This is a genomic window from Bradyrhizobium sp. CCGE-LA001 (genome assembly GCF_000296215.2).
Lineage (GTDB): Bacteria > Pseudomonadota > Alphaproteobacteria > Rhizobiales > Xanthobacteraceae > Bradyrhizobium.
The window spans coordinates 6,336,484-6,357,963 of sequence record NZ_CP013949.1 but is presented as its reverse complement, the minus strand read 5'-3'; the positions used below and the strand labels follow the sequence as shown (position 1 = coordinate 6,357,963).

The 21,480-nt window shown below is 60.9% G+C and carries 15 protein-coding genes and 1 pseudogene; 9 read left to right on the top strand and 7 right to left on the bottom strand.

Translation table 11 applies throughout. The features are described 5' to 3' along the window. Positions 1-644 precede the first annotated feature (644 nt). Positions 645-1,407 (top strand): annotated as a pseudogene (locus tag BCCGELA001_RS29385) (IS630 family transposase); the annotation flags it as partial. A 6-nt stretch (positions 1,408-1,413) separates the two neighbouring features. Here the strand turns inward: BCCGELA001_RS29385 and BCCGELA001_RS37500 are convergent. The 4 genes from BCCGELA001_RS37500 to BCCGELA001_RS29365 form a co-directional block, all read right to left on the bottom strand. Then, positions 1,414-1,818, bottom strand: coding sequence for a hypothetical protein (locus BCCGELA001_RS37500; RefSeq protein ID WP_144441540.1), 405 nt, complete (start codon positions 1,816-1,818; stop codon positions 1,414-1,416). Positions 1,819-2,112: 294 nt separating this feature from the next. Then, positions 2,113-2,403 (bottom strand): hypothetical protein, encoded by a 291-nt coding sequence (locus BCCGELA001_RS29375; RefSeq protein WP_144441539.1) that lies wholly within the window; start codon positions 2,401-2,403, stop codon positions 2,113-2,115. 528 nt (positions 2,404-2,931) lie between these two features. Next, positions 2,932-3,258 (bottom strand): hypothetical protein, encoded by a 327-nt coding sequence (locus BCCGELA001_RS29370; protein ID WP_144441538.1) that lies wholly within the window; start codon positions 3,256-3,258, stop codon positions 2,932-2,934. A gap of 131 nt (positions 3,259-3,389) precedes the next feature. After that, positions 3,390-3,836 carry a hypothetical protein gene (locus BCCGELA001_RS29365; RefSeq protein WP_008558359.1) on the bottom strand — a complete coding sequence of 149 codons (447 nt, stop codon included), beginning with the start codon at positions 3,834-3,836 and terminating at the stop codon, positions 3,390-3,392. Positions 3,837-4,198: 362 nt separating this feature from the next. On the opposite strand from BCCGELA001_RS29365, the gene BCCGELA001_RS37495 reads away from it, so the two are divergent. Continuing rightward, a complete protein-coding gene (locus BCCGELA001_RS37495) occupies positions 4,199-4,384 on the top strand; it encodes a hypothetical protein (protein WP_144441537.1) in 186 nt (61 codons plus the stop codon). Further along, a complete protein-coding gene (locus BCCGELA001_RS36355) occupies positions 4,381-5,001 on the top strand; it encodes a hypothetical protein (protein ID WP_083543435.1) in 621 nt (206 codons plus the stop codon). Before BCCGELA001_RS37495 ends, BCCGELA001_RS36355 begins: the two co-directional genes overlap by 4 nt. 362 nt (positions 5,002-5,363) lie before the next feature. Here BCCGELA001_RS36355 and BCCGELA001_RS29360 read toward each other — a convergent pair whose 3' ends face one another. Together BCCGELA001_RS29360 and BCCGELA001_RS29355 are read right to left on the bottom strand one after the other, a co-directional pair. Next, positions 5,364-5,555, bottom strand: a complete 192-nt coding sequence (locus BCCGELA001_RS29360) for a hypothetical protein (RefSeq protein WP_008558358.1) — start codon at positions 5,553-5,555, stop codon at positions 5,364-5,366. Between the two features lie 1,047 nt (positions 5,556-6,602). Beyond that, a complete protein-coding gene (locus BCCGELA001_RS29355) occupies positions 6,603-7,295 on the bottom strand; it encodes a poly-gamma-glutamate hydrolase family protein (RefSeq protein ID WP_158511648.1) in 693 nt (230 codons plus the stop codon). Positions 7,296-7,964: 669 nt separating this feature from the next. On the opposite strand from BCCGELA001_RS29355, the gene BCCGELA001_RS38995 reads away from it, so the two are divergent. The 6 genes from BCCGELA001_RS38995 to BCCGELA001_RS29325 all read left to right on the top strand — a co-directional run bounded on the left by BCCGELA001_RS38995 (position 7,965) and on the right by BCCGELA001_RS29325 (position 17,788). After that, positions 7,965-8,402: an AfsR/SARP family transcriptional regulator gene (locus tag BCCGELA001_RS38995; RefSeq protein ID WP_236840770.1), complete on the top strand. Its 438-nt coding sequence runs from the start codon at positions 7,965-7,967 to the stop codon at positions 8,400-8,402. Between the two features lie 250 nt (positions 8,403-8,652). After that, a complete protein-coding gene (locus BCCGELA001_RS29345) occupies positions 8,653-11,115 on the top strand; it encodes a hypothetical protein (protein ID WP_060736907.1) in 2,463 nt (820 codons plus the stop codon). Between the two features lie 29 nt (positions 11,116-11,144). Next, positions 11,145-12,377, top strand: a complete 1,233-nt coding sequence (locus BCCGELA001_RS29340) for a hypothetical protein (RefSeq protein ID WP_236840769.1) — start codon at positions 11,145-11,147, stop codon at positions 12,375-12,377. Between the two features lie 20 nt (positions 12,378-12,397). Next, positions 12,398-12,898: a hypothetical protein gene (locus BCCGELA001_RS29335; protein WP_008558332.1), complete on the top strand. Its 501-nt coding sequence runs from the start codon at positions 12,398-12,400 to the stop codon at positions 12,896-12,898. Continuing rightward, the gene (locus tag BCCGELA001_RS29330; protein WP_008558330.1) at positions 12,895-14,022 is read left to right on the top strand and encodes a hypothetical protein; all 1,128 of its coding nucleotides are present in this window, start codon (positions 12,895-12,897) and stop codon (positions 14,020-14,022) included. Before BCCGELA001_RS29335 ends, BCCGELA001_RS29330 begins: the two co-directional genes overlap by 4 nt. A 31-nt stretch (positions 14,023-14,053) precedes the next feature. Then, positions 14,054-17,788 (top strand): DUF2272 domain-containing protein, encoded by a 3,735-nt coding sequence (locus BCCGELA001_RS29325; RefSeq protein WP_008558327.1) that lies wholly within the window; start codon positions 14,054-14,056, stop codon positions 17,786-17,788. A gap of 93 nt (positions 17,789-17,881) precedes the next feature. On the opposite strand, the gene BCCGELA001_RS29320 is transcribed toward BCCGELA001_RS29325, so the two are convergent. Then, positions 17,882-18,091, bottom strand: a complete 210-nt coding sequence (locus tag BCCGELA001_RS29320; protein ID WP_008558325.1) for a hypothetical protein — start codon at positions 18,089-18,091, stop codon at positions 17,882-17,884. Positions 18,092-21,480: the final 3,389 nt, after the last annotated feature.

The following is a 21,480-nucleotide window of genomic DNA, read 5'->3' as shown; positions in this document are numbered from 1 at the left end:
TCCAGCTCGCAGATCAATAACTAAGCGAGCCGTCGCACTCGGCGCTTTACCGACAGTCGTCTCGAAATTCGGGCGCCAGCATTTGCGCCGACCCGGAGCACGTCATCCGGAAGCTGCGCCAGATCCATCCCGGCCATGGCTTGCCCTCCGCCAGCACAAGAACCGCAACTCGACACCGGTCGATCTCGTCATCCCGATCCCCCCTCAGCTCAGAAACGCGCACGCGGTTTGCGTCGAAAAACTGGCGGCGGCGTTCTGGACGTGCGCGAGGCATTTGTTCGTGTCGCCAGACGCGTCGCTGGCGCAACCGCGATTCCCTTTGGAGCAAAGGGAGGTTGACTGCTAGATTGGTCATTCCGAGAGCAAAGATAGTCACCTGTCATCAGTTCATCGGCTACCCTACGGCCAAAGCCTCGGCCCCGTTGGGCTGAACAAGGGGTATCACCGGGGCTGCTCCCCGTGGCGCTCAACCTTCCATTTGGGCACTTAGAGCTTCAGGCGATCGTCTCCAGTTTCACGCTGGGTTCGCTCCTAACGTTTGGGGTTTCTCGTCATCGGCGGCGTTGCTGCACTGCTTATCGTCCCCAATTCTTCGCAAGTGCCCGCGGAACGCTGGCAGGAATGGTCATTGACTTGAGCAAGCCGGCACAGTGGGTGGCACGGCGAGGCACCGATTGTGGGCCGCGGCGCAGATCCTGACGCTGCATGGGCTGAAGGCGGAACTGGCAGCCCGTGGGGTCAAGGTCTCACACAACGCGGTCTGGCTGTTCCTGCGCCGGGAAGGGCTGCGGTTCAAAAAAAACACTGTTCTCCCTCGAACAGGCTCGCGCCGACGTCTCGCGTAGGCGCCAGCGTTGGCGATCCTGGCAGGCCGGACTTGATCCGGGCCGGCTCGTCTTCATCGATGAGACCTGGATCAAGACCAACATGGCCCCTTTGCGGGGCTGGGGCCTCAAAGGGGCACGCCTGCGCGGCTTCGCCCCACACGGTCACTGGCGTACCCTCACATTCCTCGGCGCGCTCCGCCATGACCAACTCACGGCACCCTGCGTCTTCGACGGCCCGATCAACGGCGAATGCTTCCGCGCTTATGTGAAGCACCTTCTCTTGCCAACCCTGCGCGAAGGCGACATCGTCATTTTCGACAATCTCGGAAGCCACAAGTCCAAAGCTGTCAGGCAGATGATCCAGGCTGCTGGCGCCAGGCTCTGGTACCTGCCGCCATACTCGCCCGACCTCAACCCGATCGAACAGGCCTTCTCCAAGATCAAACATTGGATGCGGCAAGCTCGGAAGCGCACCATCGAGGACACTTGGCGCCACATCGGTCACCTCGTCCACGACATCCAGCCTCGCGAATGCGCCAACTACTTCGCCAACGCCGGTTACGCTTCAGTCAAAATGTGAAACGCTCTAGGTGTGTTGATCTTGCCTGTCCGGGTCCACCATTTGCAACCGCTCAACCATCGAAGTTACATTCATCCTCTCCAGCTCATGGAAATATTTTGCGGTCGCAAATCGATTGACAATGAACTGACCGCCGTAGGCGACCCAAAGCGCACCGCCAGGAGGCATGAGATTCGTGTCAATCACAGTGCTATGTGGAGTAGATGAAATGTTCGGCGGGGATCCTTTTTCGGCGTTGATTTCGCCTAGCCATGCTTCGTGACGTTTAGTCGCTTCTTCAGACAGAATATATTCGCCGCCCTGCATGGCGCCAATCAGAACGAAGACGCCAGCACCTTGATGTTGAAGCAGCGGTATGTCGTCTTCAGGGCCGTCGCGCCCCAAAACAAGCCCGCCGTATCGAGCGTCCATGATTGTTCTGCGCTCCAACTCAGCAAAGAAGTCATAGAAATTTAGACGAGGAGGTGCGGGCTTGGAGCACTCGGGGCAAGCCTCACACTCTAGCGGCACCTGGGAGGAGCAATGCACGCACGCAGTGCTGCCGGCGAATTGGGGACTGAAGTCGGTCAAGTGGACAATCCTCATGGGGCCAGAGGCAGGGCCGTACTTGTAATCTTCAACCGCAACGAACTGCAACCGTAACGAAAACGCAAGCCGCGATGCCGGGGCCCCTGTGCGGGCTTCAGTGCGCTGGGATGCAGTGCGTTACAGCTCGACGCCGTGTGACCGCGTGCTACGCCAGTAGTCGCGGATTTCCGCTTCAAACCAGCCCTCGGCCTCGTAGCGGGGATCACTACGCGATCGAAAATTCAAAAAATGATCATAGTGCTTGGTTTCGAGCCACGTCTTAAACGCACCAAAACTTGGATAGTGATCTGGCTTTTGGCGGTAGTCGGTTTCGCGCATCCATTCAAATGCTAGATGCCTTATCATTTGCTCGGCGTCGGCTTTTTTGTGCATGTGCGTCGTCAGGGCCATTTCCGAACGGGGATTCATGAGATCCAAGCTATTGCGCCAAACGTTTCTCTGCGTCCCGCTAGGACAGACGCGGGTTAAGGGGGGACTCCGCTCCATTCAGAGTCTGTGTAACCACGTCACGAAAGAGGGGTAATCGGGTGCCCTCCGTCCTTCCCATAACTGCACAAGCTATTGCCGCGTTGGTTTTCCGGCAGTTCAACCACTTGGACAGGAATTTTCAACGATGCGTCAATATTTCTCGAACAGATGAATGCGACCAAGATTTCAGACGTTTCGGCGATATGCTCGGTGACCTGAGATGTATACGCGGAAATCGGTATTCTTGGTTGAGTAAACTTGCGATGGTGCACGGCAATCGTGGGAGGAACGACCTCGTTACTGGCCGTCAGAGAAAATCAGAGACCTCGACCCGCTCATTTGGCTTCCTGTGTGCTCGACGCAGTTGCGAGTAGTCCTAATTGATTTGCAGAAATTCGGCACGTCCGACGTCAGCCCATGTAATGGCTGTCGCCTTTGTGCTTTCGCGATACCTCTTCTGCTAGGCCTTTAAACCATCCTTAAACTTGCATCCGTAGACATCGAAGCAATCACAAAGAGCGCCTGGGAGTCGAAGCTTAGCTCAATTACCTTCGTAGACTCAAAGTTGGGACCTAGGAAACCCTTCTCAAAAAGCTGCTTGCCGGTCAGCAGTGTTTTGGCCACCAACGGGGAGTCTGAGCCGTAATCCAGAACCTTCTGCTGCGAGTTTGGCACATTGATATTGGTGCGATCAGGATCAATTTCGTCGGCTAGCAAAATCCGGTAGATCGAGTCAGTCTTCACGGTGTGAAGACGCTCGCCGATCCCTCCGGACGGTCCCACGTCCATGGACATCGCAGAGTCGGGAAGGTGATCAATCGGGCGCTTCATTTGCTGCGGTTAGCGATCAACGAGGGGTGATCTTCGGGCGGGCTGCGGCAAACCGAAGCCCGCCCGAAGACTTACTTCAAAATTGCTGCATAGACTCAGAGCTTCAGACCATTGAGCAGTCCGAAGGGCGCCTCTGGCTTGTTGCCACCTGACAGTACGTCCCTCAAACCCAGAAGGCCGCCAAGGCCTGCTAGCGAGTTGTGCTGCGAGTTCAACGGAGGGCACAGGCTACGGATCAGCCGCTGCTCCACATCGTGGAAATGCACCTTGCTATGTACGTTCGTACGGTGAACCCATAGCTCGGTCGCCCCGTCGCGCTTAGCTTCGTCAATACGATCATGAGAGCCGATCCGACTGGCGAGATCCTCAGCTCGGCCGATGTAGTGCACGAAGCCGTAAGGCGCGACGAAAGCATACACGCAGTCGCGCCCCTGAGGCTTGGCATCGATCGGGTACCGCTGAAACTCGAACTTCCACTGCCAATCTTGCAGAGAGCGATTTTCTGCAAAAGGGGTATTGATCAAAGTGCCGTAAAGTGACATCGGTTAGTCCTCCATTGCGAGGCGCCCGGTTTCCCGATTCCCCAAGAAAAGGTCCGGGCGCGGTTCGCGCCACGAATCATTTCGCGCCGCGCCCTAGAGGGCACACGTAGAACAGATTCTACGCAACACCGCGCCGTGACTCGAGCAGTGGTTATTCGACCTTTTCGCAACCCACAGAGGATCGGGGCGGAGAGGCGCCTTACGCCCGATCCACGCTCGCGACTGGACCATCGTCCAGGAAGACGATCCCAGTAGATTTGATGTCCGACGAGGGTTGGGCTTTTATTGAGGTTGCCACTTGGCAACCAATGGCGTTCTTTATATGTTCGGCAAGCTGACCTTGGCAGCGGAGATTCGGCAAGATGAATATGGAACTTCTCACTGCCGTGAAGAAGCTTGCGAAGCGACGGGCGAGCGAAAAGCTGTCCCGTAACGCTGCGCTACGTCTCTTAGTTAAAGAGGGTATCAACAACACCCGCGGCGGACTGACCAAGGAATACGGCGGTGTGGCTTTGAAAAGAAAGGGCCGCGCTCTGCGTCGTAAATGAGCCGTTCGGCGACATCGCTGACAATAGGCTTCCACGGATGCAAGCGAGAGGTTGGTCTGCGCGTGCTACGGGGCGGCGATTTCACACCCAGCGAAAAAGCATATGACTGGCTCGGCCCAGGTGTCTACTTCTGGGAGGGCGACCCAGTAAGAGCATGGGAATGGGCCAGAGATCGAGGCTATCCTAACCCCTTCGTCGTCGGCGCAATCATTGATCTCGGTGAGTGCCTCGACCTTACCCTGCGCGAGAATCTCGAATATCTGAGCGTCGCCTATTCAGATCTGCGGCGTGTTCAGCGCCAAGCCAAATCCAGAGTTCCGGTGAATAAGGATGGTCGCCGCCTACCGAAGCGCGACAAGGTGCTGAGATTTCTTGATTGTGCGGTGATCACCCATCTTCACCACATGATTGCTGATACCATCACCGAAAATCCGTCCGCCCGGTTCGATACCGTGAGAGGAATGTTTGAAGAGGGCAAACCCGCTTTTCGTGGTGCTGGTTTTTATAGCCGGACACACACCCAAATCGCGGTACTGAACCAACGTCTTATTCGCGGTGTGTTTCGGCCCAGAAGTCTGGATAGCGAGTCGCTTAAGCAAGCGATGTCTGGCTCATAGTCCGGCCATTCACTTCCTCGCCTTCAGCCCGATCTCAACCAGCCGCCGTATCGCCTCCGGCCTCCCAGGTAGATCTTCTTGCTCGCGGACGAGTACGGCGATAGGCACGGCAAGCCTCGCGTATGTCTGCGACGACCGGGCAGGGCGCAAATAGCTTTGCCCGCGCCTCTTTACACGCCAGGATTCTGGACGCCTACCGTGTAGCCATGAGCTCGGACGGGCCGCCGCAAGTGACGCGGCGCGTCAAGGCCGGCAGCATAGCGGCTGCCGTAAACGGGTCGTGGGAGTGAAAGAGAGACAAAATCAGGCCCCACTGAGGCGGCCTTACTGCTTCGTCGCGTTTGCGGGGCCGCGGACCTCGGTCATTCCTTCCGCTTCACCTCAGGTCCCGCGGCCGCAATTGCGCGTTCAACCTCGTCAGCCAGAACTACCAGATGGGCGGCCAGCCTTGTGAACAATTCTCGCTTCTTGGGTTCAGTTGCCAGATCGCGGATCAAGGCGCACTCGGCAGCGTCCGTTCGGAGTTTCTCCAGCTGAGCCTGCATGTCTTTCATTGCAGTCGGTCCGTCCCAAGGGGAACTATACCCGGTGTGTGCGAAATTGGACAGAGCAGCTTGCCAGTTTTTCCTGAGCTCAAACCACCTTGGCGTTTCCCATTACCGCCAGGCACTTTCAGCGGCCCCAGCACCATCAGGATTGCTGGGGCCGTTTCTCTGCCGGTGTCGATCAGCCGGGGGCGCCTTAGCACAGGAAGCGATTCGAATTATGCACAGTGGGGTCAACAGCCCCGGACGCACCGAAGCGCTGAAGGGGATGGATTGGCGGCGCAGGCCCACAAAGCTGGCGCGCCAAGTTTAGACTGGCAATGAAGATCCCGATGCCAAAGCCGACGATAAAGGCCGAGATCGCATAAGCAACTACTGTGTTGATCGGCCGATCCACAGGCAACTGGATCGATGCCTTCAGGACGCGCCGCGGCACCAAACTTTCCAGCGCGCCGAGGCGCCCCCGTCAGCAAGGAGAGTTCTTGCTTGCAAAATAATGCCGTAAGGTCGTCGTAAGGGAGTAGTGTGGCCGAGTGCTGTGGGGCGGTCGGGCGTAATCGGCGAGGCCATTTTCTCAGGCTGGGAGCTTTTGGACAAGTTTAGTCTGGTCTAAGCGGTTAGCCGTGCGCGCAAAAAGGCGAGAACCTGAGGTCTGCTGAGCCGGGACTGAAGCGTCCGCCGCCTTGGAAATCACGCATCACAGACTCTGGTCTTAAGGGTAGACCCGAACCTATAGACAGTTCGATGCGTCGCACTGCCAAGTCACGCATTCGCCCTTTTCGGAGTGGCGAGGTGCGCGAGATCACCCTTACCTTCCGTCAGACCGCCATTGCATGAATCAGATGTGAGGCTTCGTAGAGCCGACCTGATTAGAGCCTTGTCCACATAATTTGTAAAAAATCTGGCGGAAGATGCGACACCAGAAGTTTCTGGTCAGAATAGGTCGAACGTACTATGCGGCCTCAAGGGGCACGACTAACCCTCCGGCAAACTGGAAAAAGCTGTGTGAGACGGTTGATGGCGTCCCTTTTCGAGAACACCATTCGCTCTGGATGCTCAGGGAACGACCTGTACGCGCCTCATCGACTTGCGCAAAGCCTCGACCAAGAGCCAAAACTGGGCGTTTGTTGTGTTTTTCCGCCGTGGTCGCGTGTTGATTTGGAACAAGCTTCTACGAAAGCTCGTGCCCATCTCGAGCTGGGCGCAGCCACCAATTCTTGTCTTGTTTGCAATGTTGTCCGGATGCCTACCGTCAAGCATCGGATTGGTGGAAACCTCAGCTGGAATTCCTACAGCATCCAGTTCGTCCAGAACGATATCCCGCAACTCTTCATCCAGTCCGCCAAGCTGGATTCTTCCGTTCGCTTGAGCATCCGTACAGCCGTGCAAGCTGATGCAACGTTGAGCGTTTTCAACGATCTTCGTCGCTATTGCCTCATCGTAATGAGAAGCTGTGACATGCAGATCGCCATTGCCTGATGGCAACAACCCTTCAAACAGCCATAGGTCATGCAATCCATAGCCGTCACCTGTCGTAGCCAGCGTTGCTGGATGGTAGCCGGCCGTCGCAAGAGCTATCTCGCTTGTGCCGGTCTCAATGCCGCCTCCGTGGAGAGCCATGACCAACTTTTGTGTTTCCGCGTTGTCCGTGGCTTGTTCTTCGACCATTTGACGCCACTCGTGGCGTAGCCATCTTTTTCCATATGTAATCCCTTCGGCGTTGTTCGGATCATCATACAGGGCCGTCATGGAATCGTATGTGTCGGGTCCTCGTGGCATATCTCCGATCTCCCATAGTTTGTTTGAGTGATCAAAGTCTAGTCGGTGCTATGGCTCTTGATAGCGAATGGTGGACCTACGAGTCATGGTGTCGACATTGCCGCCTGCCGCTCTAAAGGAAACGATCTTCGTGACGCAGAAGCAATGCGAAAATCCTTCGTGTGCACGGCATCGATCAGAAGCGGAAACAGCTGGCGCCTGGAGCGCGGGATTGTTCGCAAACTAAGATAGTGGAACCTGGACGTACACCCTTGAGCCTTGCACAAAGCGATGGTTAAGTTCAGGATGTTTGCAACAATGAAGGTGGCGATGAAATACATCGCAGCCACGGACTAGCTGCTCTGACTACGAGCGATCTCCACTCTGCTGTGATCGAGACAGGGGAGGCGTGGAGGCATGGTCGATGCGAGGCGCAGAATCGCAATCGTCGGTCGTCTGGGGGTTTACCCGATGGTCCGGCTGTCACTCCCAGGACGGCGCATACTGGCATACTTGGCGCTCCGAGGGCGGCCTCTAGCTCGGGGGGTGGCATCAGCCGAGCTCTGGCCAGATGTGCCGGACGATGTCGGGCGAGCCAACCTCCGCCGAGCGCTGTGGCATTTACCGCGCGGCTGGGTTAGCGCCGTCGGGGACGAGCTTGTGCTCGAGGCGGAGAGCGATCTCGTGCACGCGCATCGCGTGGCGGCGAGCGCACTCCACGGCGAACCGTTGACCCTCGACGAGATCACGCTCCTGTCGAACGACATCTTGCCCGGGTGGCACGAAGAGTGGGTCCTGCCGGCGCAAGAGGCATTCCATTTGCTCCGGGTGCAAGCCCTGGAGGCAGCTTGTCGGACGATGGCGGTGTCCGGTAGTTATGCGCTTGCCACGCAGGCGGGAGCGGCCGCCATCGCAGCGGAACCGTTGCGCGAGTCCGCCGCTGAGGCGCTCATCAATGCGCACCTGGCGCAGCGCAACCGGTACGAGGCGGCGCAATGCTTCCGGGCGTTAACCCGCCGGCTCCACGATGAGCTCGGCGTCGCGCCAGATCCCTCTCTCAGCAAGCGCCTCGCCGGCATCCGCTTGGTGGTTCGTTAGCCCTCTATCATCGTGAGCGAAGGAAAGATCTCGCACCCGTTGTGCGACGGAGTGCTTCGCTTTGCTCCTTTGCTCCGGATGACTGGAGAGATGAGGAGCGGCCCTCAATGAGGACGCGATCGGGACGCCAGGGCGACGATTGCGCAATGATGAGGCGGTCATCATGGCCACGCCGTGGCGGCGCTGGCCGGTACGACTTCGGACGGCCTCTGTGGTGAACTGGGCATGTTCCCTAGCCACGGAGCCGATCATGGCGATCATGGAGGACTTGCGCGAACTCGAGTGGACAGTTCAGTCCGAGCAGTACAGCCCATTTGCCGAGGCGGCGCCCGCGGACGCGCCGGCGCGGAGTGTCGGGTTCGCCGCCATGAGCGAGACTACGACACCCTTCGCGGAAGCGCCGGCCGGACTTACCGCCGAGCGGGAACAGGATCGCATGCTGGCCGAGGCCTTCGCCGAGCTGCGTGACGAAACCTTCGACGAGGCGCTGGCTTACCTAGCGGAAGAGACGGAACAGGCTGTTGCGGATCGCTTCGCGGGGGAGTCGCCGTCGTCCGCCCAGGAGCGCGAGCGCTATGCTGACGCACAGCTCGCGCCGGTCCGTTTCGAGTCCCTGCAGTACCTGGAAAGCCTGCAAAGCGGGCTCGCCGGCATGGACGTCGAATCGCTGAGCGAGGAGCAGCTCAACGAGGTGCTCGATCGCTTCGACCCCGAAATCGGCGAGCTCACGCCGGCCGGCGAGGAGTTCATCAGTAGCCTGGTTCGTAAGGCCAAAAGCGCCGTAACGTTCGTGGCCAACGCCGCCAAGGGCGTGGGCAAGGTGGTTGGCAAAGTCGCCGGTGCCGCCCTCGGACCGATCCTTCAGAAGCTCCGCGGCCTGATCAACCCGCTCCTACGCCGCGTGCTGTCCTTCGCTATCGGCCGGCTGCCAGCGGCGCTGCAGCCCGCAGCGCGAACGCTGGCGGCGCGCTTCACCTCGGAAGTGGGCGAGGACGAAGAGGAGAGCCTCGACGAGACGCCCATGTCGCCTGCGAATCTCACCGATGTCGAAGCGCTGGCTGAGTCGTTCGATGCTGCGCTGGCTGAGACGATAATCGGCGAGGCGGCGGGCGAGACGGATGGCGAGCTGGAGTCCTTCGAAACGCTTGACGGTGCGTACGGCATGGAAGGCCGCGAACTCGAGAGGCTGGCCTTGGCGCGCGGCGAACTGATTGATCGGCTACGCACCGCGCAAGACGAAGAGGATCTCGCTCCGGCCGTCGAGCAGTTCGTCCCGGCCCTGCTCGGCGCGCTGCGGCTCGGGATCAACCTGGTGGGTCGGCCGAAGGTTGTGGGCTTTTTGGCCCGCTATGTTGGGCAACTCATCCGCGGGTGGGTCGGACCGCAACTCTCCGAGCCACTCTCGAACGCGATCGTCGACACGGGCCTGCGCCTGATCTCGCTGGAGGCCGAGTTGCGGGAGGACAGTGGCGGGCGCGCCGACGAAGCAGGCCCTGTTGCCCTTGCCAGCGTGGTCGAGGATACGGTCCGCAGGCTCGCCGAGAACGAGGACTACATCTACGAGAACGAGGACCTGATGCAGCTCGCGACCGCGGAGGCGTTCAGCCAGGCGGTGGCGACCCACTTCCCACCGCAGTTCGTGCGACCTGCGCTGCAGCAAGCGCCCTCGCTTGGTGGCACGTTTATCGCCCGCCGACCGCGCAGTGTGCGGACCTATCGAAAGTACAGCCGCATCCCGGAGATCGAGGTCACCTCGCAGATCGCCGACGCGCTTCCAACGTTTGGCGGATCGAATGTTGGCGCGGCACTGCGCGCCGCAGGCGCGACGTTTCCGATCCGGGCGCGCATGCACATCTACCAGGCGGCGCCAGGGACGACGCTGCCGCGCATGATGCGCGTTGACCGCGCCACCGCCAGCGGCGGCCGCGGCTATGTCACGGCCTCGAATGTTCATCCCTTGACGCCCGGGGCCGCTGGATTGCTGCTGCGTGAGCCGCAGCTCGGCGTGGCGGTGCCCCCGGGCTATCTCCGCTCGCGCCATCGCATAGCGGTAGGGCAGCGCTTTTACGTGCTGGAGCCGATCGGCGCGGCCGGCGCGCTCGCGCTCCCCGTCAGCGCCGCCTCGCGAGAGGTCGCTCAGCGGCTGGCGCCGAGCCGTACCTGGACGGTGGTCAATCGGCGGCAGTCGCGGATTACCGTTGGCTTCTACCTCTCCGAAGCCGAAGCTCAGAGAATCGCCGCTGCTATACGGCAGGGCACCGGCGGCGCGGCGTTGCTGCAGGCGCTGATCGCGGCCTATCGTGCGATGGACAGCTCTACGAGTCCTCACGGGCACTTCCGGATTCTGGGTGAGGACGGTGAAGACCTCGAGGCGCGCGTGCTGCCCCTCGGAAAACTGGCGGGACGCCTGCTGCCGCCATCCTCCCTCGCGTTCCTGCGCCGCCGACTGCGCGGCTGGGTGCTGCCTGCGCTCGCGAATTGGGCGAAGACCAACGCGGAGGCTTTCGCTCGTGCCGCGGGCCATCCCGATGCTGGCGTCACCGTCCGGGTGCGGCTCACAGCCGTGCCGGGTCTAAACCTTCTGGGACAGGGCATCAAAGCCCAGTTAGGAGGCGGCGTTGCGGGCGCGCTAAGTACGCTGCGCGGCACGCCCTCCATCAGCATCTCCGTGACGCCGGGCCGGGGGCGGGAAAAGCGCAAGGGCCAGCAATGACGGAGGTCGCAAACCTCGGCCAACGACTCGTGGCGGCAGATCTCGAGCGGCAGGTTGCCCATTGGCTGGCCGCTGCTCGCACCTTCCGCGATGCCGAGGAGTTCGCTTCGCTGGAAGCCTGGCGGGCGGTCGAGCGCGACGTCGGCGCGCCGCTGCGTCGGCAGCTGAATACAGTCGTCGAGGAATTGATCGCGCTCGGCGATGCAACGGCCAAGCTGATTGCGACGGCGCGATACGATGCTGCGGCACTGAGTCAGGCCGCCGCCGCGGTCCAGCGCTTCCGCCGCCGCTATTTTCAAGTCGATGTCACCCTCGACTTCATTGGCGATGCCGTGAACACACGGACCAGCCCGGTCCTGCGCGCCGCTCTGACGACGCTCGATCGTCTGGCGGTCGCCAGCATGGTCTCCGTTCTGCAGAAGGCGAACAAGCCCGTGCCACGTGTCCTTGTCTACCAGGACAAGGGCACAGGCGCTTCGATCCTTCGCGCCGGCGTGCGGCTCTGGGCACCTGGTGCGGTGATGCCTTGTGCCGCAATCAAAATTGTCAGACATAATCTCTATCGTCCGACGTCACTTTTCCACGAGACGGGCCACCAGGTTGCCCACCTGACCGGCTGGAATCCTTCGGTCGGTGCCGCACTCGCGCAAGCTCTCGGCCACGACGAAGAGTTGCGGGCGATGTGGACGCCTTGGGCCAGTGAGATCGCGGCAGATGTCTACGCATTCCTGCACTCAGGCTACGCCTCGGTCGCCGCACTCTATGACGTAGTTGGCGATGCCGAGACGATACTGCACTGGCCGATCGGCGATCCCCATCCTATCGGATGGCTGCGCACGGCACTCGGTTGTGCCTTCGCGCGGCGATGTTTCAGCGAAGAAGGACCGTGGGTCGCCCTTCAGCGCTCCATGGAAACGCGCTTTCCGATTTCGGCGGCCGATACCACCCTGCAACCACTTCTCGTACGTTCGATGGCCGCGATGCCGCGCATCGCTGAAGCCTGTCTCTCCGCGGGAGTCCCCGCTCTCAACGGCCGCCCAATGACTGACGTGCTCGAGCCGGCGCGCGTGTCCCCGGCCGCGCTCTCGGAACTCGAACGCACCGTGGGCGCGGCACTCTGGACCTCTCCGCATTGGCGAGAGACCGAGGGCATCCGGATCGTTGCGCTGGCCGGTCTGCGCGAAGCCGAACATCCCGAGACCGCATCGGTATGGATCAACCGGGCTCGTGCATGGCTGACGAGCGAAGCACGAGCTGCATAACGCAAGGGAAAGGAAAGCCAATGGCGAGCACGAAAATCGACGAACTTCAGGACCAGATCGACAGGCTCACGACGATTGTCCAGAAGCCTCAGGAGGCGCTCGAAAAGCTCACCACCACGGTCCAGGAGCTTCAGGACCGGGTAGACAAGCTCACAAAGAGTGTCGGTCAACTCGCTCTTCTGAGCAACATCGACAACACTTTATCAAACGCGTTGTTCTCGATTTCCGATCAACTTCGGCCGCTGCGGGAGCTCGAGGGTTTGCGCGATTTGACCACGCAGCGAAGGCGCGTGGAACCTGAGCTCGCAGCTCGACTGGAGAACCTTAGAGAGGCACTGGAGCGTCCCAACTGGACGGATGCGGGTTCATTGACGGTGAGGGAAGACCCGGTTCGATTCATCGGGGGAAATTACGTTCCTTCGCCCCAACCGGCTATTCAAGGGCCTGGGTACATGGCTGCGCCTATTTTTGGGTCGACAATGGACCTTGGCTCCACTCGATCGGGGAGCGACGCACCATGATTCAGCAACTCGTCCAACGGATCTTGCTTGCCAATCCAGCGCTCAACCAACAGACCGCTGCAGCGATTGTCCTCGGTTCGGACCCACTTGATCTGGTGCTCCATATGGAGCAGGTCTGGGATGCCTTCGACCCATGGGCGCCAAACGGGCTACCGGCCGGGCCCGCTCGCAGATTACTGTGGGGGCTCGGCGCCTTTGGCTTGTTCGCTCCGCCCGCGGGTATCCCCGCGTTTGATCACCTCGGCTACAGCTGGGCGCTCGAGCAGACCAGAGCGGTTCAAATCCTGCGTCGCGTCATCCGTGAATTCCGCTCAGGTGAGGGTCTCGGGATTCCTTCCGTCGCCACTCAGCGATGGCTCGATGCAACAGAGACGCTGCTTTTCGGTGCGGCGAATCCGATTTCGGCATGGCTTTCCACGAGTGCGGTCCGGCAGGACGCGGAAGGCGTCCGCCGCAATGCTTACTGGCGGCTCTTCGGCCTCGACTTATCATTTGGCACCGACGACAACCGGCCGGCCGCCTACGACAAGGCAAACGCCGCCAACACCAGCTTCGTCCGGTTGTTCGAGGAGTTGCTGTTCGAACTCTGGCAGGCGATCATCAACGTGCAGAACAGGGTAGGGGTCAATACTTCTGATAACGACCGGATCTTCCGCATCGCTGAAGAGCTTCGGTTCGTGCTCCGATCCCGACGACAACAACAGATGCTGGGCCGCGAAGAGCTGGCCGCGACGACGGTCCTCGGTTGGGTCGAGCTCACACTCAGCGCGGATACGCCGGTCGTCGTCGACCTCCGCGCGCAGGCGACAAGTGCGGCCGATCGCTTGCGACTGATCGGCGAGCGGGTCGGCTTGGCTCCGCATAGCAGGTCCGCGGCGTTTTTCTCGATGTGTTCGGAACTGTCAATTTTCCTGCGCACCATCGAGTCAGGCGTCGTAACCACTCCGGACCTGGCCTGGATTCTGTATCTCGAGCCGGCGGCTGCGCCACCGCCACCGCCCACGCCGGTCGGAGTCGAGAGCCGACGCGTTATCACTGAGTGGGCGGCTGCGACCGGAAAGGATCTCAAGGCGCGCGGCAAGCCCATCGAAGTGAGCAGACCCCGGCTTGTCACTGCTCGATGACCGACTGCGACAGGAGCCGGGAGGTAGTGCGATGTCCGACATGATGAAGGTCTCACGACGCACGCTCGACGAACTCGGACTGGAGGTCCCGTTCGCAGCGCGCCTCGAGGCCGCAGAAGACCTCGACGCAGGACCTTTGCTGAGCGAACTCGGCGAGACGCCGTTCACGGAGCGAGGCTTGAAAGACTCAGGTATCTGGTCGGAAGCTTCGGCCGGAGAGTCCGTCGTCTTCGAGAGCGAGAGTTTCCCCTCGGGTCTCGTGTTGCAGACAACGTCGGGGGCGACCGGTCGCGATGAGGAGCACTGGGATCCGAACAATGTCGGCCTGCCGCTACTCGCGACCGGCCCTTCGGTCCAGGGTAAGCTCGTATCGCCGCATTTCACGGTAAAGGAGCTAGTCTCCAGCGGCGGCGATGCCTCTCATGTCGCTCGCATCTCGCCCGCACTCGTGAGCGTGCTGGAGGCGATCCGCGAGCGGGCGGAGAAGGCGGTGCAAATCACCTCGGGCTATCGCTCATGGGCTCGTAACAAGCAAGTGTACGCTAAGCGCAAGCAGAAACCCACGAACAGCCGCCACTGCTCGGGGCAGGCCGCCGACATCAAGGTCGCCGGAATGACCGGCACCGAACTCGCCAAGCTCGCGATCGATGCGGCAGGCACGGACCTCGCTCTCGGTATCGGCGCGAACTACATTCATGTCGATGTCCGTGGAACGTGGGTGCTCTGGACCTACTTTCCCAAAGGCGGTCCCGCCGACAAAGCCGCGAGGGAGGCGGTCGAGGGGCATCGCACGCGCGCGCTCCGCAGCCGCGCGCCGATACCCGTGCGGGCGGCAAGGCCGCCAGCCCCAACGGCGTCAAAACCGGCGCCGCCGCGGTCCAGCCCGGCCGCCGCCAACCGGCTCGTGGTCCCGCGTCACCCGCTCCTGCGCAGTCACCGCGGCACGGCTCCCGACCTGATCCTGCGCTGGAATCGCATCGAGAGGTCGGGCAACGTCGATGTTGTTGTCCACTTCCATGGCTTCGCCGGGCAAGGCGAGGCGATGCGCATCAATATCGACAAGGAGCCCATCAGCGGCCTCAACTTCACAGATCCGGCAGCTCCCGGTGTACCCGGCCGCGATCGGCCGACCCTCGGCATCCTGCCGCGCGGTCACTACCATGGCGGGACTCGTGGGGATGTGTACCACTTTCCAGCTCTGACGGGACCGGGGGCGCTCCAGGCGCTGGTGCAGGACTCATTGGCGCGGCTCAGTCGGCAGACCGGATACACGCTCGCCCAGGCACGGCTCATCCTGACCTGCCATTCCGGCGGCGGCGCAACGGTGTCGGCAATTCTCGCTCACACCGACCCTGACGAAGTCCACATCTTCGATGGCACCTACAGCCCGGGAGCGAACATCGTGCGGTGGGCAGAGAAGCGCATTGCCCGCGAGCTCGCCACGCCGCGTGCCTTGCCGCCGGCCATGCGCATCCTCTACAGGCCCGGCACGAAGAAGCATCCGGGTACGCAGCCGCACGCGGAGGACATAGCGCGCAGCCTGTGCCGCCCGCTCGGAGCGGCAGCCGCGCTGCGGCTGCGCCCGTTCTTCCGGGCCGATCGCACGCTGGTGGACCACAACTCGATCCCCCGCCGGTTCGGCTGGCTCCTGCTCGCGAATCCGGCGGCCGACCTTCCTGGCGTCACGACCTACGCCTGTGCGGGTGGTGCTTCGGGCGAAGCTGGCGAAGAGCAGGAGGCATCCGCCTTCTGGGAGAGCGCCGCCGAAGAGGCGATTGACATCAACCAGTCCCAGGTCAACGAGGCAGACGAGGCGCTCGCCTGGCTCGATGTCGAGGCGCCGTATATGGAGGAGGAAGAATTCGAACCGTCGATGACCGAGGCGGCAGGTTTGAGGCCGGAAGCCCTGGAAACGGAGCAGCCCGAGTCGGAGACGGGCGAGGGGCCTGACGGCGAGGAGCTGGACTCGTTCGACGAGAGCGAGATGTTCGACGAGGGTGAGGGCTTCGAGGAGGGTGAGGGCTTCGGCCAGGCGACCAGTACGGAACGGCTTGAGGAAGGAGAGGAAGGGGAAGCGGGCGAGGTCGAGCGGTTCGGCGAATTCGGCGACGAACGCGACACTGAGTGGGAAACCGATCAGTCCGAGGGTGAGGACATCTATGCCGAGGCATTGGTCGAGCCGATCGCCTTCGAGACTGATCTAGAGGGGGAAATCAGCCTGGCAGCGAGCGGCCTTACGCCGGCCGAGCGGAAGGCCATCGAGATCACCAGCACTTTCGAAACAGGAAAGCGCGGCGGCTTTTTCGGCTTGAGCGGAAACTTCGACGGACAAGGCCTGTCGTTCGGGCTGGTTAACTGGACGATGGGGACTGGAAGCCTGCAACCCCTGCTGCGTGACTTCGCCGCCGAGAACCCAGGCCGATGGAATGCAGTATTTGGGCCGGATAGCGACCGCTTTCGTCAGCTCATCGCGCGACAGGGCAAAGCCGCCGTCAAGGAGCAGCATAGCTTCGCCATCAAGGAGATGAACTCCTGCTCGATGAGGAAGGGCAAGCCCGTTTGGGCAATTCGCGAGCCTTGGTTCGGCTACTTCAAGAAACTTTCCGAGGATCCAACTTTTCAAAAAATTCAGCTGCGCTACGTCCGCAAGCTCCTGTCGCGGGCCGACCACTTTTGCCGAGAGTACAAGCTCCGCAGCGAACAGGCATTCACCTTCCTGTTCGATACGGTATCAAGCCACGGCCAGTGGTGGCCAAACAAGAAGAACCGAGACAAGCTCGTAGAACAGCGCCTGAAAGCACTCGCCGCTCGGTACGGCGAAGGCAAAATCCCAGAACGCGAGACCCTGCTCGCAATGGCCGACGTGCTGGGCGCGACGTCTGCCCAGCGTTGGGCGCAAAAGGTCCGGACACGCAAGCGCTGGTTCGTGACAGGCGAACACCCGCGTGCGCGCGAACTTGCGGATCTAAGGCCACGTCCTGACGTTGTCTATGCGGTGTCCGCGCCCTCCGCGCCACGGCAGCCTGCGGGGGTGTCCTCAGTGCCTGTGCTGAGCGCTCGGCCGTCACCTTCGCCGTCGACCACGGCGCTGTGCAGCGCGATTGTGCGGATCGCCGAGCAGGAATATCGACGCTGGCACCCGGCGAGCGGCATTTTGCGCGAGACCGATAGTGCCGCGGTGCCGATCCTGCAGCGATATTATCGCGAAGGGCTAAACAGGAACGTCAGCGCCGCCGACCTCCAGAATGCCACGTGGCAGCAGGCGCATCCGTGGAGCGCCGTGTTCATCTCCTGGGTGATGCGCACGGCCGGCGCCGGCACCGGCTTTGCCTACTCGGCCGCGCACCAGAACTACATCCGCACGGCGCGGCGCAACCGGCTGAACCGCGTGACGAGCAGCTCGTTCTGGGCTTATCGCGCGACCGAGGTCGTGCCGCAGGTCGGAGACCTCGTCTGCGCCTCGCGCTCCAACAGCGGCGCCACCTACGACAACATTGCCGATCCACAGAATCGGCCGACCCATTGCGACATCGTCGCTGAAGTTCGTGCAGGTTCGCTCAGAGTTATCGGTGGCAACGTCAGCCAGAGCGTCGACGCCAAGACGATCCGCACGCAGCCGGATGGCCGCCTCGCACTCGATGGCGCCCAAGCCCGATTTTTCGCGGTCCTGAGCTGTCGCGGCGCGCTGGCAGGCCTCGCACCGCAGCTCGGAGTAGTGCAGACGCTGCAATTTCAAGAGGGATCGCTGTCAGCTCATGAGACGTGAAAACACCGATTGAAGTTTGAGTCCGGAGCAATGGTTGCAGCCGACATGTCGGCAGATATTAGTGGCGAGCGACCCAAAGTAGCCGCTCGCCTTTCAGCGGGCGTTCACAGGCGCTTCTTGAGCTGATCCCTGGGTATTTCGATCGGTCCAGTAGTGACCATTCATCCTCTTGGGCGGCGTGCCGATAACGCGGTAGCGAAATGCGCCATAGTGGATTTCGGTCTGCGTGCCGCGGGCGAGCATGTCCGGGTCACTCTGATAGACGCCGATCACTTCGTAGACCCCGTCATTGTTGCGGATCAACCGCCCGGCAAGCTGAAAGGATCAGGAAAGAGGCGTCCGCCGAGATCGACCGGCTGATTGACTTCCTGGACGCCTCAGATCCCCACGTTATGACCGAATGCGAAAAGGTGATCGATGAGGTGCCCCGCGACACCGACGAACTTGAGGTGAGGGAGGGGGAAGATGAGGATGGCGATAGCGATCCGTCGCTCGGCGGCATTGAGCGGCACCCGAGTTGCTATGGCGTGGTGGACTGCCGAAATTGGACCGGCGATCAGACCGCGACCACGGCACCAAAGACCCGAGGACGAGCACGACGATGCCGAACCGTGGAGAGGATGCCGAGCCGTGTGCTAGCTCCTTCGATCGCCTGACTAACCAAAAGCATTCTTCGGCGGGCGATTACCTTATGGACTTGAGCAGGACGACTGCGGCCGCGAGAACGACGAGCCGTTGTTGAGTGAATGCGTCTTATCCGAGCCCTATGGGCTCTTGCAGAGGCTCAAATTTGCCAGATGGCGCGCTGAGTGCTGCTTTAGAGCTCGTAACCCACCGTCAACCACTTGTCGGTAGCGTTGCTCTATCGCGGATTGGTCAAGAGTACCGCGGTACGCAATGGTCATTGAGAACCCGTCGGCTTCCAGGCCGGCGGGTTTTTGAATGGCTAGCCGCCTGGGAGGTAATGCCGAGGCGACCGCAGGTGAGTGCGAGTCTTTCTTCTGATTTGGAATCTTCAAAGCAGAATCTGGTGCCGATTTCCGCGCGGTCGGTGCACCAGCCGACGTTGGCTGCTTGCACGATACGGGAAGCTTCGCCCCGTAACAGGTCAAGTTGTTTCCCCGCAGCACGAACAACCAGGCAATTCTCCTTCGGCATGAAACGTGCTCCAATTGCAATGGGACGCGCCAAAATTATCGATGCGAAAACGGACAACTTGGGGCGCAACAAAGCCCCTTCCTGATTAGCCGCGTCAGCAGGAAGGCCGCAGCGAAAGATCGCTGCGGCCCGCGCAAGGTCAAAAAAAACCGGGTGAAAAGATCTAAGTAAAATATGCAGCCAGCCCCGGCCCGCCCACCCTACAGCAGGGCTGACGGTTGCGGCACCTACAAATGTGAATCGAAAGTTAACGAGTGCGGGAAGGCACCGCCGGGCTGGCTGAGCTGGCGGGCCCTCTACCACAAGCACCGGCCCTTACGGAGTTGTGCTGGAGCAACACTGAGCTGCATTTCCTAACAGAGCAACCACCTGTTTCGAAAATGCACGCTATACATTTACCAAGCATCGTCACCGGCGGGTCTCGGATAACTTCGGAAATCGTCTGCCCGCCAGTTCACACTGGCGGGGCCCCTTGCTACCTGAATGGCGTGCCGCGCCGATCGTGCGGAACGTCGCGGCGCCGGCCGCAGGGGTCGTACCAGAGCGGCGCTTGCGGCCTTTCGCTTTGTCAGCAGACCTGTGTGCATTTGGACACACATCCGGGAATAATCGGCGATCAAAGAAACAGCAGGCCGGAGATCTGCTTGTGTTCCCGGTGAGAGCCGCAGTACCACGAGGCAAGAGCCGGTCCGGAAGCCCCAGCATCATCATGCCCGCCGGCCGATGCTGGGGCCGGCCCGGGAGGTCGTTTCTGTACGAGGCGCGTTTGGACGAGACTTGGAGAGTCGTTTTCGCGATTAGTGCGACGGTCATTGTCGTCGCTGGCTCGTTCTTCGCTATTCGGTTTATCATCGGTTTGCACCTCTGATATCGATCTGAATTGATCGCTCGTCCTTGCCCGAAAACGAGTCGTCCATCATCACGGTCGAAGCCGGCGCGAAGGTCAGCGCCGCGAGCACCGCAGCCTTGGCAGACGAACCGGGCACCGATATCCGAGAGCCATACATCCTCGGCCCGGCGGTGCGCTTTCGACCGACGTAATGGCCGCAGTGGCAATCGACCAGGATGCCGCGCAGTCCATCTCGCGCAGCTTGCCGAACGGATCTTGAGCGTGACGTTAGGTCCGCGGGCGTTGGCGTCGACCTGAACGAGGCATGTCGCCATCAAAGAGGCATCGTAAGTACCTGGCTATACCTAGCCGCCCCGAAAGCGAGCGAGCTACTGCCCGGTCGTGAGTTTGGGCGACCCCGACGGGGTCTTTGCCGGTTCACGCTGGCGCGCCACCGGCTTTCCAGCCTGCTTGATTGAGGTCAAAATCCGGTGTCCAGCCTACCGCACCGAACAAAAGCTGACGCTCAGCCCAGCGGCCCCGCAATCCACGCCCTCAACGAACGCCCAATCCGAGTGTCGCCGGTGTCTATGTTACGGGGGACGTGTCGCGGGATGTCCTGCTTGTCGCGGTCGCAATCTGCGAAGGCGCCAGGGCGGCCCTCGCTATTAACAAAGCATTCCTGAAGCGCGACGGACTATCCGATTAGGCTCTGCCTTGCGTAAGCTTCGATGCGGAAAACACGAGTGCCTGCAGAAAAACGTCGTCCTTGACCTCTTTGAAGTCGCCTTCCTCAACACATGAAGCATGAAAAAAAGTTTCTTAGCGCTCCGAAGGAGCAGGCCTTGCTTAAAGACATCGCCAGCCTTCCCTTCAGGAGTCAAGTTTCGGCTTCGCCGGCAAGCGAAAAACCGTCTCGTTCGGCTGGCGATACAACTTCAATAGCCGAGGGCTCAGCAAAGCAGACGACATGCCAAAGCTACTAGCAGGCCTTCGCGCGCGCGAAGAACTCCGCTCGTACTGCGCAAGGCGGCTTGCAGCAGGTCCTTGTAACGGAATACGCGGCCGGCGCAGGGATCGGCTGGCACAAGGACCGCTCCGTCTTCCGCGACGTCGTCGGCATCTCCTTGCTTTTGCGGTGGGCCGGTAGCCGCGCTGAACGCAACCAAGGTCCTGGAAACGCGTTTACTCACACGAGCCTAGCACTTGCCAGAAGGGGGCACCGGACTGGCTAGACAGTTGAGGATAAAACAATGGTCACCAAGAAGCACGGAATCGTAATTGAAACGCCTAAGGAGGCGTGGCAGGCGGAGCCCGGACCTTCCGTCTCGAGGCTTCTCTCGGCAGCCTGATTGCGGTTGCGGTCGGAATGGCCGTCGTCTGGTTTGTTTTCTTCCGCACATAGCCCGGAGCATGGTGGCGCTTCACCTGGCATGTCCGGCGAGCTCGTAATGGGAGCAGGTGCGAGCGTGTCTTTGCTGCCTGGACTAAACTACGAATGCTCAGCAAGCCAAGGCGACCGTTCCCCTCAAGAATGCAGCCTGACCTCGTCGTAGCCATGGATCTCCAACGCGAGGAAGAGCTGAAGTCTCAGCCCTCGGAGGGGTTTTCGTTGCGGCAGATCAGTTTTTCTCAGGCGACCTGAACGAACGGCCGCGAAGTACTCGTGAACTCGACCAATCTGCGGGTTGTCGCCTTCGACAAA

Coding starts and splice junctions, on each gene's coding strand:
- BCCGELA001_RS37500 (WP_144441540.1), bottom strand. CDS start 1,818: ATGGACGCTCGATACGGCGGGCTTGTTTTGGGGCGCGACGGCCCTGAA.
- BCCGELA001_RS29375 (WP_144441539.1), bottom strand. CDS start 2,403: ATGAATCCCCGTTCGGAAATGGCCCTGACGACGCACATGCACAAAAAA.
- BCCGELA001_RS29370 (WP_144441538.1), bottom strand. CDS start 3,258: ATGTCCATGGACGTGGGACCGTCCGGAGGGATCGGCGAGCGTCTTCAC.
- BCCGELA001_RS29365 (WP_008558359.1), bottom strand. CDS start 3,836: ATGTCACTTTACGGCACTTTGATCAATACCCCTTTTGCAGAAAATCGC.
- BCCGELA001_RS37495 (WP_144441537.1), top strand. CDS start 4,199: ATGAATATGGAACTTCTCACTGCCGTGAAGAAGCTTGCGAAGCGACGG.
- BCCGELA001_RS36355 (WP_083543435.1), top strand. CDS start 4,381: ATGAGCCGTTCGGCGACATCGCTGACAATAGGCTTCCACGGATGCAAG.
- BCCGELA001_RS29360 (WP_008558358.1), bottom strand. CDS start 5,555: ATGAAAGACATGCAGGCTCAGCTGGAGAAACTCCGAACGGACGCTGCC.
- BCCGELA001_RS29355 (WP_158511648.1), bottom strand. CDS start 7,295: ATGACGGCCCTGTATGATGATCCGAACAACGCCGAAGGGATTACATAT.
- BCCGELA001_RS29345 (WP_060736907.1), top strand. CDS start 8,653: ATGGCGATCATGGAGGACTTGCGCGAACTCGAGTGGACAGTTCAGTCC.
- BCCGELA001_RS29335 (WP_008558332.1), top strand. CDS start 12,398: ATGGCGAGCACGAAAATCGACGAACTTCAGGACCAGATCGACAGGCTC.
- BCCGELA001_RS29330 (WP_008558330.1), top strand. CDS start 12,895: ATGATTCAGCAACTCGTCCAACGGATCTTGCTTGCCAATCCAGCGCTC.
- BCCGELA001_RS29325 (WP_008558327.1), top strand. CDS start 14,054: ATGTCCGACATGATGAAGGTCTCACGACGCACGCTCGACGAACTCGGA.